This is a genomic window from Massilia scottii (genome assembly GCF_030846495.1).
In the GTDB taxonomy this organism is placed as follows: Bacteria; Pseudomonadota; Gammaproteobacteria; order Burkholderiales; family Burkholderiaceae_D; genus Telluria_A; species Telluria_A violaceinigra.
Genome location: NZ_JAVCWM010000031.1, coordinates 1 through 12645, shown reverse-complemented (window position 1 = coordinate 12645; position 12645 = coordinate 1). Strand labels below are relative to the sequence as shown.

Below are 12645 nucleotides of genomic sequence, written 5' to 3'. Positions count from 1 at the left end.
GTGATTATTGCCCTAATCACGCGTTGAGGAACACCCGCCATATCTCGGGTAAACCGCGCTACACTTGCTGCACAAAAAAGGTACAACGTTGCTTGTTCTCCGATAATTCATATCGTATCATTTCATTCGTATCATATCGTATCATTACAAACGGAGAACAATCGATGGGTAGAGAAGCGAGCATCACACTGGCCCAGGTAGCCGCCATCGCGGACGCGATGGTTGCGGCCGGAAGCACCCCGGCCTTGCGCACTGTGCGCGAGCGCCTGGGAAACATGGGGAGCCTGGGCACGATCAGCAAGCTGTTGCAGCAATGGCGCGCTGATCGGGAAAAGAAGATCGCCAGCGCATTGACCTTGCCGGCGGGAGTGCAGCGCGCCATCCTGGAATTTATGGCACAGGAACTGTCCAGCGCGAAAGCGGCGCTGGAAACGGAACTGGCCGAACAACAGCAAGAAGCGGCCGATCTCGCCACCGAGAATGAGCGCCAGGCTGCCGAGATCGAGAATCAGGTCGACGCGCTGACAGCGCTCCAGGTAGAACTGGCTACCGTGCAGGGCAAAGCCGGTCAATTGGAACTCGACTGGCAGGCCGGCCAGGTCGAAATGGATCGCGAGCGCAAGGCGGCCGAGTCGGCGCGAACCGAACTGGCCAAGGCCCAGTTGCGCCTTGAGGCGATGCCGCGGCTGGAAGCGGATCTCGGCGCGGCGCGCGAGGAGCTGGCCGTCGAACGCACGGCCCGCGTGGCGGCCGAGCAAGCAGCAGCGGTCACCGTAGCCAAGTTCGATGCGAGTGAACGTCGCGCCGGCGAGATCGAGGCGCGCGAGGTGGCAGCCGTTGCCCATATCGCCGAACTAGAGCGGATGGCGCAGCAAGCGGCGCGCGAGCTGGCAACGGCCAACATGGCTGTACAGGCCAGCCAGGCGCGGTTGGAAAGCGCAGCACGCGAGCTGGAGCAGGCGCGCGCTCTGGTGACCACCGCCCGCAAGGAGTCCAAGCATGCCACCGAGGAAGCGGCCGAGCTGCGCGGCCAGATGCGTGCCGATACGCTCGCCGCTCAGGATGGCGCCAAGCGCACCAGCGAGAACCACGAACCTGGCGAGCCTCGCGCAAAAACCCCGCCGTCCAAAAAGTAAGTACCAATGTCGATCCCCCTGCCCGCCCCCGCGCAAGGGGGTGACATCGAATCTGTTTTACTGGTGCCAGCGCCACATCGGCCGCTCGCCGCCGGCGGCGAACCTCCCCTCCCCTCCGGGTCCCTGACCCGCGCCATCAATGACGAAGAGCTGATCGCGCTTTGGCTACGCCGGCCGAATCTGTCGCCGCGCACCGTACGCAACTGCCGCAAGGAGGCCGATCGGTTTTTGTTCTGGATACGCGTTCACGGCAAGCAGCTTGCCGACGTGCGCTACGAAGACCTGCTGGCCTTCGCCGCGTTCATCACCGATCCGCAGCCGGTCGACCAGTGGATCGCCACGACGCGCTTCGCACGCGCCGACCCGCGCTGGCGACCCTTTTGCGGCCCACTCGCCGACGTCTCCCAGCTGCAGGCGCTGACCGTCATCAAGAGCCTGTTCCGCTGGGCTTGCACCGCCGAGTATTTGCAGGCGAACCCGGCCCAGCTGCTTACCGGCATGCGCGCGGTCGGCAGCGAAGCCATCGAGCGCCACCTGCCCCCGGCCGCAATCTCTCTGCTGCTCGAAGCGGCCGACGTCCTGCAGGACGCTACGCCAGGCGCCGTCTTGCGGCGCGCCCGCGCGCGCTTCCTGGTGCAGGCCTACTACCTCACGGCCGTGCGCCTGAATGAACTGATCGGCGCGGACATGCGCAGTATCCGGCGCGACGACAGCGGGGCATGGTGGCTGCATGTCCTGGGTAAGGGTAGTAGGCGCGGAAAAGTCCCTGTCCCCCCATCCTTGCTCGCCGAATTCCGCCAGTACCGGCAAGCGTTCGGCCTGGCCGCGCTGCCGGCGCCAGGCGAGACGATATCGCTCGTGCTGGCGAGCCGCGGCCCCCAGCGCGGTGTCAGCCATTACGCCGTCGCCGCCGCCCTCAAGGCCGTGATCAGCCGCGCGCACGCCCTTGCCCTGGACGCCGGCATGCCCGAGATCGCCGTTCGCCTGGCGCGCGCGTCGACGCACTGGCTGCGGCATTCCTCGCTGACACACCAGGCCAACGGTGGCGTGCCGCTCAAGACCGTTCAGCATAATGCCCGCCACGCCTCGATCAAGACCACCGGGCGGTATCTCCACAAGGACGATGTCGAGCGCCATGCCGAAACGGTTGCTGCGATGACGATCCATCCTTCGTCCCGGAATTAATCGGAGATCATGGTCGCGAGCTGGGCTGTGACGTCTGGGCTGCGACATGAATCATTCGATCACCTCCACCAAATTGCCATTCGCAATTCCCTTGTATAGCCCCTGCATCTGCGTCCCAGCATACAGCTCGCAATTTCCATTACGGCTAACTTCGGCAGTGCCATCGAAGAAGCGCACGCGGATACCATTGCTGACGTGGTAGTAGCGCTTGAAGCGGCAATGCGCGGCGATTGCTGCGAGTGCCTTGGCAGGATCAGTGTCGCCATTGCGGCGCTCCTGGGCGGCCTTGCCTGCGTAATCGACCTTCTTCGGGTTTACCAGCATGGCATGCAAGTAGCGATAGCACCTGGCTGCATTGGTGCCGATTTTTTCGAGGTATGGCTTGGCGAGGAGGTACACGTCTTCGAGCTTGTAGTCGGCACGCCGGGCGACGCCCAGCAGCTTGCAAACGCCTGTTGCGCTGATACCAGTTTCTTCCGGAATTTTGGTGACGGTCGGTGGTAAGGTTGGGGGTTGCCCTTCTCGATTTTTGATCGAGATCTCCTGTAGATCTTTTTTTAAACTAAGATCAACGTATATAGCACCGTCGGACATTTCTGTCTCCTGGGCTAAAGCTGGGGCCGGTTTGCTCTTGGTCGGCAAATCGATCAGCTCGCACAAGCCCGGCGTGAAGACATAGCGCTTCGACTCGAACACCCCGTATTCCGACCGGCCTTCCGTCGCCGGAAGGACCCACTCGAATTCACGGAACGTGCGCATGGCACGCTGAACCGTTTTGTAGCTGACGCCAGCCTCATCGGCCATCTTGTCTACTCGCGCGCGAATGATCGCGGTTCCGTTAGTCGCCGAGGATCGCGTAACAAGTGTTTTGAGTACCGCCAGGGTTGCTCTCGTCAACGCTCTGAACACTGGATGGGTTTCGACCCTGACCAGAGCGCACTGGACTGTAGTAGGAAGGTGAAGGTAGGGCCTGACAATGTCATCTAGGGTTTTTGGGTGCACGATCTCTCCTAAGCTGCCTAAAAGGGAAGCAAAAGTGTTTGACGAGTCACACCAAGGGGACTAAGATGGAGTTCTTGACGCATCACCCGTACCCTTTAGCATGATTCAATGGTCTAAAAGTAAAAAACCCCGGCTGGCAGGCTGGGGTTTTTTCATTAGAGCTTACGTTTTCATACGCTCAGCTCCGGTGAGGCTGGAATTATAAGAATCTTATAATTCCTAAGTGATTGATTTATAAGGATTTTCAATTTATGCGCCTGTCATAAGTTCATCAACTGATTTCGCCTGCTCTTGAAGCCATAGACGCAGGCGCTCCTCGAAGATCTCAATATCCATTCCTGGAATTTTGCATGAAACGGTCACGGAGCGCGGGTCGCGTTTGGTCGTGAACACTGGGCGGCCATTGCTCGTGATAGTGCGCCGGTCATCTTCCTTATGCTCTGCGCTCTGTTTGATGGATTGACGTACCCAACCCTTAAGGGCGTTTTGCTGCATTCCCTCGCCCAGTCGGGCAACGCCACGAATAATCGTATCAATGTGCGTAGGATGTTCTTTGATAAGAGCTTTGACGACTTTTGCACACTCGTATCCCATCAGCCGAGGTTTTGAATCCAATAATGAAATAATTTCGGGAGGCAGGTCAAGCATGCCCAGGCAAGCAGAAACAACAGGTTGCTTTGCTGCAAAAAAAGCTGCACAGGCGGTCTGATTAGCAACTATTCCTTTGGAGATAGCCCGGTCATACATTTTTGCCAACTCATAGGCGGAAAGATGCACATTACCGACAACCAAAAGCATTGCCTCAACTTCTGCTTCAATATCGTTGCGTACCTCAATAATTGCATCAATTTCTTCCCAGCCCAATGTCCGTGCAGCTCGAACTCGCCGATGACCGCTAATGAGTTCAAAGCGATCTCCCACCCGACGAACCTTGATAGGATCTGCCTGATGGGCGGCTGCCATAGTCTTTGCCAGTTCGTCAATTTCCTCTGGATCAATTTCGAGTCGAGGTTGGTACGGACTGTCGTCGATTAGGGGTAGTGGAATACGTGTAATCGTATAGGAGCCTTGATTAGCTGCTGCTAGCTTTGCTTGTAAATCTGCAATTACAAGCTCGTACTTTTGCGCTTCCAAGCGAAAAGCGCCTAATTGACCAGGCATAGACATAGAGCGTCGTGAGCCAGATGTAGCATCGCTATCCACGGTTGACAGCGAACTGTTTGCGGTGCCGAGAACCTCATGGGCCTCACTAGGAGAGGCGACCCGCTGGATGGCAGCTGTCTTTCCAGCAAGCCGTTGTTGTAACTTACTTGCCATTTTCAATCTCCATTTTCCATTGAGCGCCGATGCCAAGCGTTCTGAATATCGCTCTCGACCTCGTCCACAACAGCGTCAAAGGATTCCAAGGCGCGATTGAAAGTTTTCACGCTGCCTTCGTAGCTCGACAGGTCATACACGGTTTTGAACTCTGCCGATGCATTCATAACAATATCAGTTTCGATAATTTCTGCCGTTGCAAGAAGTTCATGATAGGTCTGTTTGATCCAAGCCTTAACAACAGGCGTTGTCGCGGCCGACTGCTTGACTTTAGACAATACAATCTTGATAAACTCAAACTCTTTTTCAATCGACTTGCTATCGTTCAATTGTTCAAACAAGTCAGCGAATTGGCGGAAAAACTGCGTGGAAGATGCGTAATCAAGTGTCTCTGGAGGGAGCGGAACAATTAATCCATCAGTTGCCATGAACGACCCGATGGCCAGGTAAGACAGTGTTGGCGGGGTGTCGATCATGATAAAGTCATACTTGTGCCGCAGCGGCTCAAGTGCGTTGTCAAGGACTTTCCAGAACTCGAATTTCGGGTCCGCAGCCTGTTTATTAGGCAGGAAATAATCGGCGCCGAATAGAGCAGGGCACGAGGGGATGAGATCTAGGCCTGGCCAGTAGCTTGCGATCGGAGCATATTCAAGGCTAAGTTCATCGCCATACACTACGGGCATTACGGTCATATCCTCCGTAATTTCTGCGTCCGGCACGTATCCCATAAGCGTAGTAGCGCTCGCTTGCGGATCGAGGTCGATCAGTAAGCCTCTATAGCCGCGCAACGTTAATCCTTGCGCGATAGCGACTGTTTGAGTAGTCTTGCCTACGCCGCCTTTGAAATTTCCAACAGCGCATGCAATAGCCTTCATCCCAGGAGGCTTTCCCTTGAACGCGCCATTAGCCCGTACGAAGTCTTGCGCTTCGGCGACGGTAAACATCCGGCTACGCTTCGTGCCGCTTAGAGTCCCGGTCGGGTAGGTACCTTTATCGCCCCGCGTACAGAGGTAATTAAGTTGGGTGCGGTCAATTTGGCAGAGTTTGGCTAACCGACTGCTCGAAATTTCAGGCGCCATTTTTCTCGGCCACGGCTCGAGCAGGTCATCGCGAAGGTTTGTCAAAGTCACTTGCGCGCGGTCAGCGATCTCCACCAAGCCCCGAATGTTGATCCGCGACTTAACGGGCGGCAGCGGCTTCAGAGCAGTCATTCAGGTATCCTAAGTTGATTTTTCTAAGGATTCGCCAGATTTCTAAGAAACGTCGAAAATCTGGCGAATCGCGTACTGATCGAATACTAGCGCAACTTAGGGTGATTTGGAAGTTAACTGATGAATTTTGCTAAGTTAATGATCTCGTAAGACGTGATATGCCGCCTGGAGATCGTGTCGGGCACGGGCAAAGGCGGAGCGCCGTGTGGCAGGGTGTTGGTCAATCGCGGTCCGTAGATCTGTGTACCATTCATCGGTACCCAACATTCGGTAGGCTGGTTCGCCGGCGTCGCGGCCGGTGACGAACCCGGAACTGCCGCTCAGCGCAGCGAGTCGTGCAGTATCTTCGCCGGTCTGCGTCGTCACTGCAGCCACCGCCTCCGCAAAAGCGATCACGTCCCGTTTTGAAAAGCTGTAGATCGCCTTGGCCTTCGACGTCGCGTGCGCGTTGGCCAGATCGAGGATTGCCACCGGCGTCAACGGGCACCGCGTCGACTTGGCCGTCATGCCGGCAGCTCGGCCGATGCCACGCCAACTGCATCTCGCTTCGCCACCCCTTCGTTCAAGAGCTGGTCGACGGCATCGAGCCAGGTTAGGCCCCGCCAAATTCGCGGATGATCGCCCGCGTCCCCTTGGTGCGCACCACCCGGTGCGGCTTGTTCGCGCTGTCGGCCGGCGTCCATAGCACCGACATTGCCCACTCAAGGCGTTCCGCGGTCCGCCGCTGCGCATGGAGGACGATCCGGATTTGATCGAGCGCGGTAAGCGGGTTGAATTCCATCTGCGGTCCGATGCCAGCTGTGGCGGCGATGCGATCGCAAATCAGCTCCAGATAATGTTCGGCGGTCGTTTTCCCGATGTCGGCCAGCTTGCCGCGTATGCTGGCGATGCACGCCTCGGCCTGCGCTTCATCGATCCCGTTCGAAGATGCGATGGCTTCGACCAGAATGCTGGCCGCGCTGTCCATTATGGTCTGTTGGATCGCGACGCGTTCACTTAGCGTGGCGATGTGGTCGGCGGCTACGTCAGCGGTCGGGTCATTGGCGAGGCGCAGTCGCGTGATCAAGTCGTTCATGTCGTGGTGTGTAAAGGTCGAGATAGTTGGCGATGGTGGTGGCGCGATCCTTGCGGTAGCCGCCCAGGATGAGGGCGGTTATTGCATAGCCGTCGTTGCCGACAATGGCAAGCAGCTCGCGCAGGATCTGTGTGCCATCAGGAAAATTCGCGCACGCCACACAATGGGCGGCGTGGCGGCATGCGGGTGTAGTTTTCAGATGCGCGGTCTGGTAGAGCGGGCCACGGTTGGAGGCCAGGTTCAGCGCCGTGACGCGTGTGGTGATTCGTGCGGACAAAGCCTTTACGCTGGCGTGTCGTCAGAGGGCAATGGCGTAATAATGGCTGTTGGATCGATGGCTTTGTAGGCCGCCATCAGCGATGCGGGCACGGTGCCGTCCTTGTTCGGCGTCGCGTACAGGAAAACAGTGCCCCGTTCGGCGTAAGCGGGATGACGAACGCGGCGATAGCGCAGATGTCGTGTTCCTTCAATAACTGTTCAATGCGTCCCCACAGTGAATCGATTTCATTCTGGAATACTTTTTGGACACCCCGATAGTTGGTTGACATGTGGGGCCTTACTGGGACAGCTCGGCGCGGCAGCCGAGAGGGGCGGGCGAGGAGTGCGCGACGTTGAGATAGACGACTGCGCAGACGAGCACGACCAGGGCCGCGATGTAATGACGTTTCACGGATGGTTCCATTGGCTGGGCGCACGGCAGCAGGAAGAAATCCGGTGTGCGATTGTTGTTGAGTTCTTTCATAGGGCTCCGGGGTGCGCTTTGAGGGAAATGGCGCCGGCACGTCGCCACCAGTTGCAACATAATATTGCAGTTTAGCGAATTTGTTGTAATTTTTTATTTCATCAAAAATGTGAGAATTGGTGATAAATGCTTTTATCCAACATTGGCCTTTTTTGTAACTTCATTCCGCTATATACTGAAAAGCCGCCCGAGGAGACATGCATGCCAGTCCAGTTGCCGCTTTACCGTCACCCGACAATGACGGTTGTGATTGACGATGATCGTTCTTCAGTGGCCGTACTGGATTTCCAACTCGAACAAAGCCTGGCGAAGACCGCCTTCAATCGGGCTCGCGCGGCGCTCCATTGGGTGTCGGATATTTTCAGCAGGGTGGACCCAGGTGGACTCCAACTGTTGGGCTTTGAAGATGAGTGCGGTGAAGGGGGCACGACCGCCGAAAGCGACCTGGAGCGGATCTATCACTTTGTCGGCGATCCCCAGCGTTTTTCGCTGCCCACCGTCGTGGTAATCGATTACGCGATGCCGGACATGGATGGGCTGGAGTTTTGCGAGGCGGCCGCCGATCTGCCCTGTAAGAAAATCATGTTCACTGCGCGCGCCGACGCGAGCTTTGCCGTGGCGGCCTTTAATCGTGGCCTCATCCATCGGTTTATCCGCAAGCAGGAGCCCGACGCGCTCGATCAGCTGGAGGCGGCCATCGACGCCCTGCAGAACACCTACTTCCTCGATCAGTCACGCAGCCAGGCCGGCCAGCTGGACGCCCACGAGTTTGGATTTTTGCGCGACCCGGCTGCGGCCGCCATGGTCAAGGGCCTGTGCGATCGCTACGGATTCGTTGAATACTATCTTTTTACTAATCCCCACGGCTTTCTGTTCTTTGACGCAGAGGGAGCGCCCACGCTGGTGCCGATGATGAACGCCAAAAGCCTTGAATGGCACGCCGATATCGCTGCAGAGGAGGGTGCGCCAGCGGAGCTGTTGGCCGCGCTGCGTGAGCGCCGCGTAGTGCCGTTTTTCCATACTGGCGACGGATGCTGGTCCTCCGATCTGCCAGGCGACCCGCTGAAATACTGCAAGCCACCGCAGGTCACGCGGGGCAGGGAAGCCTACTACTGGGCAATGTTCGATCTGCCCGACCACTATCGCAAGCGCGAACCGTATTCGCACGCCAGGTTCCTGCGCGAGCACGTCGACCGCGCCTGATTACCGTGTAACGGGAAGCATGCCGTGCAGCTTGGCCTTGTTGATCGCATCGATGCTGGACTTGGCTTTCAATTCGACCTTGAACGACTTGATATGCCGGTCCAATGCAGACAGGCTCATCCTCATGCGGTCGGCGATCTCCTTGCGCTGCAGGCCATCGTGCATGTGAAGCAAAATCGTCCTCTCGATATCCGATAGGACCGCTCCTGCGGCTGCTTGGGCGGCTGCGGGCGCCCGCAGCTGGTGCCGCATCATGCTGTGCGCGAACCGGGCGATTTCAACCAGACTGGGCTCGATCAAGCGTAGCTCCCTTTCCGTGACAGCTTCTCCCTTGCGTGACAGGACCAGCGTGGCCAGGCCGTCGTCGGACGTCATCAGCCAGCCGTGCTCGATGCCTTGTTCGATAGCTGCGGTCCAGAACGCCGGATCTTCGGCGTGCCATTGCGCGGCGTGCCAGGTATGGGCGCCGCGCTGCATGTGCAGGCGTGGATCGCGCATCGCTAGTTCTTCCGTTGCATACACCTGGCGCCAGGCCGGCCGGTGATTTTCTTCAAGCACGTAGATGTTGATATCTTCCTTGCAGCGGGCGTAGGCGAGGGCCTGGTCGAAGGAAAACTTCTGCCTGGCAAGCTTGGCGATCTGCGCGAACTGGTCCGCCGGCGGGAGGCAGGCCAGCTCGCGTGCGGTCTTTCTGCCCCAAGTCGCGGTTCCATCCCGGTGAAGGGGCCGCATGGCGATGGGTACGGGACGCAACGCGGCACGCATGGACGGCAACTGCGGATCGTTGCGCACGTCCTGCGCCTCCAGGTTGAGCTTCACATAGGGTTGCCAGTCAAGCCGGCGTCGAAGGCGGCGCATCAGCATGCGGTAGAACGTGGGCCGGGACAGATCTTGTTTGAAGGGAGTGACAAGAACGATGTTTGTGCTTACGCCCTGCGCCGGCACGACAAAATCGTCGCGTACCTCATCGAAATACCAGTGAAAACGGACCCACACTTCGGAATCAAGTTGGCCGCGCCATTCGCTGAAGCCGGCGACCTTGGCGGGAACGATGCGCCGGATCTCGCGTAGCAAGGTGTCGTCAGCCTGTATGAGCGTGGCAAGGTGCGCGACCGCGCGCAGCTGGGCCGTGGTCATTCTCACTTCGGGAAACGGGGTGCTACAAGCCATTTAATTCCGCATTGCAATAAGCGGTGGCAAGTGTAGCGCAGATTGTTAATCTTAGCTATTGGGCAAAGTTGAGGGCCGCGTCTGAGGGCCTGGCAGCTTCGGCAGGCGCTACTTCACCCAGGCCGCCCCTTCTCCGCAGTGAGCGATACCAGTTTGTCGGCAATAAAAATTGCACAAATGCAACATTGAACAGCCACATAATTTGATGTATTGCTCAACTTGCAGCTGATAGTTTACTGTCAAACGTAAATTATTGCTTCGGAGAAAGGTGATAGTAAACTTCGGTTGCCATGAGCCCTACGCTCTGGCAAAGTGTCACTACAGTTTCCATGTTGTAACATTATTGTTAACAGATCAATACCATGTCCACTCAAAGCGCCGCTCAATTGAATCTACCAGTACCAGAAGTGCCCATCGAAAATACCTCGTCGAACCAGGCGCGCAACGTCTTGATAGGTTTGTTCGACTCCACCTCGACCGCGTCAAAAGCGTATCTGTTGAATGTCGCGCGTTCGCTCGCCATCGCAGATACCATCGCCGCCTTGTCGGCGACCATGCCACTCCGGAACGGCAATTGCGGCTAGTCCGAAGCCGCACCTTTCGGGGGTAACTTTTCTGAGGACAGTTTCTCGGCATGCGTCGATGAGATCATCATCTGGTGTTGGCCTTGCTCCGTCGACTCGCGAAAGTTTGTCAGCAGCTTGGCTTCGAGCGGCTTGACGTACATCAGAATAAGGGAATCTTCGGTCGGTGGTGGGCGTACCGTAGGCGTGCCGAATTTCAGGTATTCCGGGGTCACATTAAGGAATTCTGCCGCCAAGTCTAAGGCCCTGTCTCGCGGGAACTGGGTGCCTGTGAGCCACTTGCTGACTGCTTGCGGGACCACCTGCGCGTATCGCGCAAGCTCCGACGCGTTGCCGCCATTTTTTCGCTGCAACGCCTCCCGAAGGCGCTGGGTGCGATCAGGGGCGTCTTTTTGCACATCTGTCATTTTTATATTTTTACCAAAATAATTTTTTAAAATCACTAAATGCAATAATTTATTGTAAAAACCTGCGAAAAACTGTAATATTTTGTTAAAGATTTATTGGTGGCAATAATGTTTGAGGTACAGAAAACTGAAACTGACGTCGCGGCGCAGTTGTATAGCACGCGGTCCGCACGCGCCAGGCTTATTGCACGTGGCGGCCCAGCTTGACACGGATCTTTTCGACCCTCTCATTCTTGCCTACGGCCGGTACTTTATCAATTTTTTACCCATGCAGCATAGGATTTCTCCATGCCTAACAGCCCCGCCATGGATACGGCCCCGTCCGATGCCGAGTTTAGCAAGAGCGAACTGGCCGACTTGGCCCAAGTATCCCCGGAAATTGCCGACCAGTCACGCAAGAATTTTACGACAATCTTGCATTTTATCAATAAAGCAACGGCTACCGCTATTGCGGATCGACTGGGTATGCACGAATCGTCCATTTCTCGTGCGAAATCGGGCGGGCAGCTCAATTACTGCGCGCGTTTGCTCGCAGCGGCCGGGCTCAAGGTCGTGCCCGTTGACGCCATTGTCTACCTGCAGCCGGACGAGTACCGATGAAAACCTAGTCCCCCGCAGTTGACCTCCTAATCGAGTCCGCTGGCATGAAGTGCGCAAGTCTGCATTTTTAGCGGACGGCGTTGTGCCGCCCCTACTGTTTGTCCGCGTGACTGGAAACATGATCTCCAATAAAGAAGACCGAATGAATGCATTTCAACACTTTGCGGCGCAGCACGCCGCGTTGCACGCCAGGCATGTGATTGATGAACCTGCGCGGCGCGCAGGACGGCGCCCGCCCAGCGACATCGAGCGCAAGACATTTGAGCACGTACGCGCGCATGGCGGCCGTACTGTGGCCCAGATCGCCAACGCACTCGGCGTCAAATCGCCCGAGCTGTATGCGCCCCTGCAGCGCTTGAAAATACTTGGCCATATCAAGCCAAACGGCACGAGCGGTGCCATTACCTGGAAAGCGGCGTGATGTGGGCGGTCGGAAGTCGGATCGGCTCCGACATGTTTAGCGAACGGACGCGGGCTTCCAAGCCTGGGCCGGTGCTCAGGCCAAAGAAATGCGCTTGCGGGAAGAACGTGTTCGCCAAGCAGCTGGCCCAGTACGGCAAATGCGTCCACTGCGTCCGTGCAACCCAGGCGGGCCGTAGCGCCGAATGACATCCGATGAGTGAACCCAGCCTTCCTTGCGGCACTCGCCGCCAGCGTCGCCCAGCAGAGACTGCGTGGTCAACACCGTATCGAACATATGACGGGCGGCGCGCCGTTCTGATGCAGCACATAGGATTCAAATGAGTATTAGTTTAATGACAGCAGCATGGAAGTCGCCGTTGCCGTCGGGGCAAAAGTTCGTGTTGATCGCGTTGTGCGACAACGCCAATGACCAGGGCGAGTGTTATCCGTCGATCACGACGATAGCGTACAAATGCAGCATGGGCGAGCGTACCGTTCAGGGCCACATCACGGGCTTGGAAGCGCTCGGCATCGTACGACGCGAAATGCGGCGTGGCCGCAGCACGATTTATCACATCTATTCGGCCCATTTCGGCACCCCCGCAGAATCC

At 57.3% G+C, this 12645-nt stretch carries 16 protein-coding genes; 6 read left to right on the top strand and 10 right to left on the bottom strand.

All coding sequences use genetic code 11. The features are described 5' to 3' along the window. Positions 1-92: 92 nt before the first annotated feature. Positions 93-1136 (top strand): DNA-binding protein, encoded by a 1044-nt coding sequence (locus tag RBA41_RS28630; RefSeq protein ID WP_306627773.1) that lies wholly within the window; start codon positions 93-95, stop codon positions 1134-1136. 6 nt (positions 1137-1142) lie between these two features. Continuing rightward, on the top strand, positions 1143-2321 hold the full coding sequence (locus RBA41_RS28625; RefSeq protein WP_306627772.1) for a tyrosine-type recombinase/integrase: 1179 nt from the start codon (positions 1143-1145) through the stop codon (positions 2319-2321). A gap of 51 nt (positions 2322-2372) precedes the next feature. Here RBA41_RS28625 and RBA41_RS28620 read toward each other — a convergent pair whose 3' ends face one another. The 7 genes from RBA41_RS28620 to RBA41_RS28590 form a co-directional block, all read right to left on the bottom strand. Continuing rightward, a complete protein-coding gene (locus RBA41_RS28620; RefSeq protein WP_306627771.1) occupies positions 2373-3125 on the bottom strand; it encodes a hypothetical protein in 753 nt (250 codons plus the stop codon). 447 nt (positions 3126-3572) lie between these two features. Next, positions 3573-4640, bottom strand: coding sequence for a ParB/RepB/Spo0J family partition protein (locus RBA41_RS28615; RefSeq protein ID WP_167093070.1), 1068 nt, complete (start codon positions 4638-4640; stop codon positions 3573-3575). Positions 4641-4642: 2 nt separating this feature from the next. Next, the gene (locus RBA41_RS28610) at positions 4643-5851 is read right to left on the bottom strand and encodes a ParA family protein (RefSeq protein WP_167093072.1); all 1209 of its coding nucleotides are present in this window, start codon (positions 5849-5851) and stop codon (positions 4643-4645) included. Positions 5852-5986: 135 nt separating this feature from the next. Continuing rightward, positions 5987-6358, bottom strand: a complete 372-nt coding sequence (locus RBA41_RS28605; RefSeq protein ID WP_306627770.1) for a hypothetical protein — start codon at positions 6356-6358, stop codon at positions 5987-5989. 85 nt (positions 6359-6443) lie between these two features. After that, positions 6444-6926: a hypothetical protein gene (locus RBA41_RS28600; protein WP_306627769.1), complete on the bottom strand. Its 483-nt coding sequence runs from the start codon at positions 6924-6926 to the stop codon at positions 6444-6446. Then, complete coding sequence (locus tag RBA41_RS28595) at positions 6889-7203, bottom strand: hypothetical protein (protein WP_306627768.1); 315 nt, start codon at positions 7201-7203, stop codon at positions 6889-6891. The genes RBA41_RS28600 and RBA41_RS28595 overlap by 38 nt, the downstream gene beginning before the upstream one ends. 279 nt (positions 7204-7482) lie before the next feature. Then, positions 7483-7668, bottom strand: coding sequence for a hypothetical protein (locus tag RBA41_RS28590; RefSeq protein ID WP_099883110.1), 186 nt, complete (start codon positions 7666-7668; stop codon positions 7483-7485). Between the two features lie 201 nt (positions 7669-7869). On the opposite strand from RBA41_RS28590, the gene RBA41_RS28585 reads away from it, so the two are divergent. Further along, the gene (locus RBA41_RS28585) at positions 7870-8871 is read left to right on the top strand and encodes a DNA-binding transcriptional response regulator (protein ID WP_306627767.1); all 1002 of its coding nucleotides are present in this window, start codon (positions 7870-7872) and stop codon (positions 8869-8871) included. Here RBA41_RS28585 and RBA41_RS28580 read toward each other — a convergent pair whose 3' ends face one another. From RBA41_RS28580 to RBA41_RS28570, 3 genes are all read right to left on the bottom strand, one after another. Next, positions 8872-10008: a DUF4902 domain-containing protein gene (locus tag RBA41_RS28580; protein ID WP_306627766.1), complete on the bottom strand. Its 1137-nt coding sequence runs from the start codon at positions 10006-10008 to the stop codon at positions 8872-8874. Between the two features lie 415 nt (positions 10009-10423). Further along, positions 10424-10597: a hypothetical protein gene (locus tag RBA41_RS28575; protein WP_306627765.1), complete on the bottom strand. Its 174-nt coding sequence runs from the start codon at positions 10595-10597 to the stop codon at positions 10424-10426. A gap of 24 nt (positions 10598-10621) precedes the next feature. Next, the gene (locus RBA41_RS28570; protein WP_306627824.1) at positions 10622-11068 is read right to left on the bottom strand and encodes a helix-turn-helix domain-containing protein; all 447 of its coding nucleotides are present in this window, start codon (positions 11066-11068) and stop codon (positions 10622-10624) included. Positions 11069-11320: 252 nt separating this feature from the next. Here RBA41_RS28570 and RBA41_RS28565 point away from each other — a divergent pair, with 252 nt between their 5' ends. The 3 genes from RBA41_RS28565 to RBA41_RS28555 form a co-directional block, all read left to right on the top strand. Next, positions 11321-11632, top strand: a complete 312-nt coding sequence (locus tag RBA41_RS28565; protein ID WP_306627764.1) for a hypothetical protein — start codon at positions 11321-11323, stop codon at positions 11630-11632. A 118-nt stretch (positions 11633-11750) separates the two neighbouring features. Next, on the top strand, positions 11751-12053 hold the full coding sequence (locus RBA41_RS28560) for a hypothetical protein (RefSeq protein WP_306627763.1): 303 nt from the start codon (positions 11751-11753) through the stop codon (positions 12051-12053). A 334-nt stretch (positions 12054-12387) separates the two neighbouring features. Beyond that, positions 12388-12645, top strand: a 258-nt coding sequence (locus tag RBA41_RS28555; RefSeq protein ID WP_306627762.1) for a helix-turn-helix domain-containing protein, incomplete at its 3' end; no start/stop codon positions are given.

Coding starts and splice junctions, on each gene's coding strand:
- RBA41_RS28615 (WP_167093070.1), bottom strand. CDS start 4,640: ATGGCAAGTAAGTTACAACAACGGCTTGCTGGAAAGACAGCTGCCATC.
- RBA41_RS28605 (WP_306627770.1), bottom strand. CDS start 6,358: ATGACGGCCAAGTCGACGCGGTGCCCGTTGACGCCGGTGGCAATCCTC.
- RBA41_RS28620 (WP_306627771.1), bottom strand. CDS start 3,125: ATGGCCGATGAGGCTGGCGTCAGCTACAAAACGGTTCAGCGTGCCATG.
- RBA41_RS28575 (WP_306627765.1), bottom strand. CDS start 10,597: ATGGTCGCCGACAAGGCGGCGATGGTATCTGCGATGGCGAGCGAACGC.
- RBA41_RS28580 (WP_306627766.1), bottom strand. CDS start 10,008: ATGACCACGGCCCAGCTGCGCGCGGTCGCGCACCTTGCCACGCTCATA.
- RBA41_RS28565 (WP_306627764.1), top strand. CDS start 11,321: ATGCCTAACAGCCCCGCCATGGATACGGCCCCGTCCGATGCCGAGTTT.
- RBA41_RS28610 (WP_167093072.1), bottom strand. CDS start 5,851: ATGACTGCTCTGAAGCCGCTGCCGCCCGTTAAGTCGCGGATCAACATT.
- RBA41_RS28600 (WP_306627769.1), bottom strand. CDS start 6,926: ATGAACGACTTGATCACGCGACTGCGCCTCGCCAATGACCCGACCGCT.
- RBA41_RS28585 (WP_306627767.1), top strand. CDS start 7,870: ATGCCAGTCCAGTTGCCGCTTTACCGTCACCCGACAATGACGGTTGTG.
- RBA41_RS28560 (WP_306627763.1), top strand. CDS start 11,751: ATGATCTCCAATAAAGAAGACCGAATGAATGCATTTCAACACTTTGCG.
- RBA41_RS28625 (WP_306627772.1), top strand. CDS start 1,143: ATGTCGATCCCCCTGCCCGCCCCCGCGCAAGGGGGTGACATCGAATCT.
- RBA41_RS28590 (WP_099883110.1), bottom strand. CDS start 7,668: ATGAAAGAACTCAACAACAATCGCACACCGGATTTCTTCCTGCTGCCG.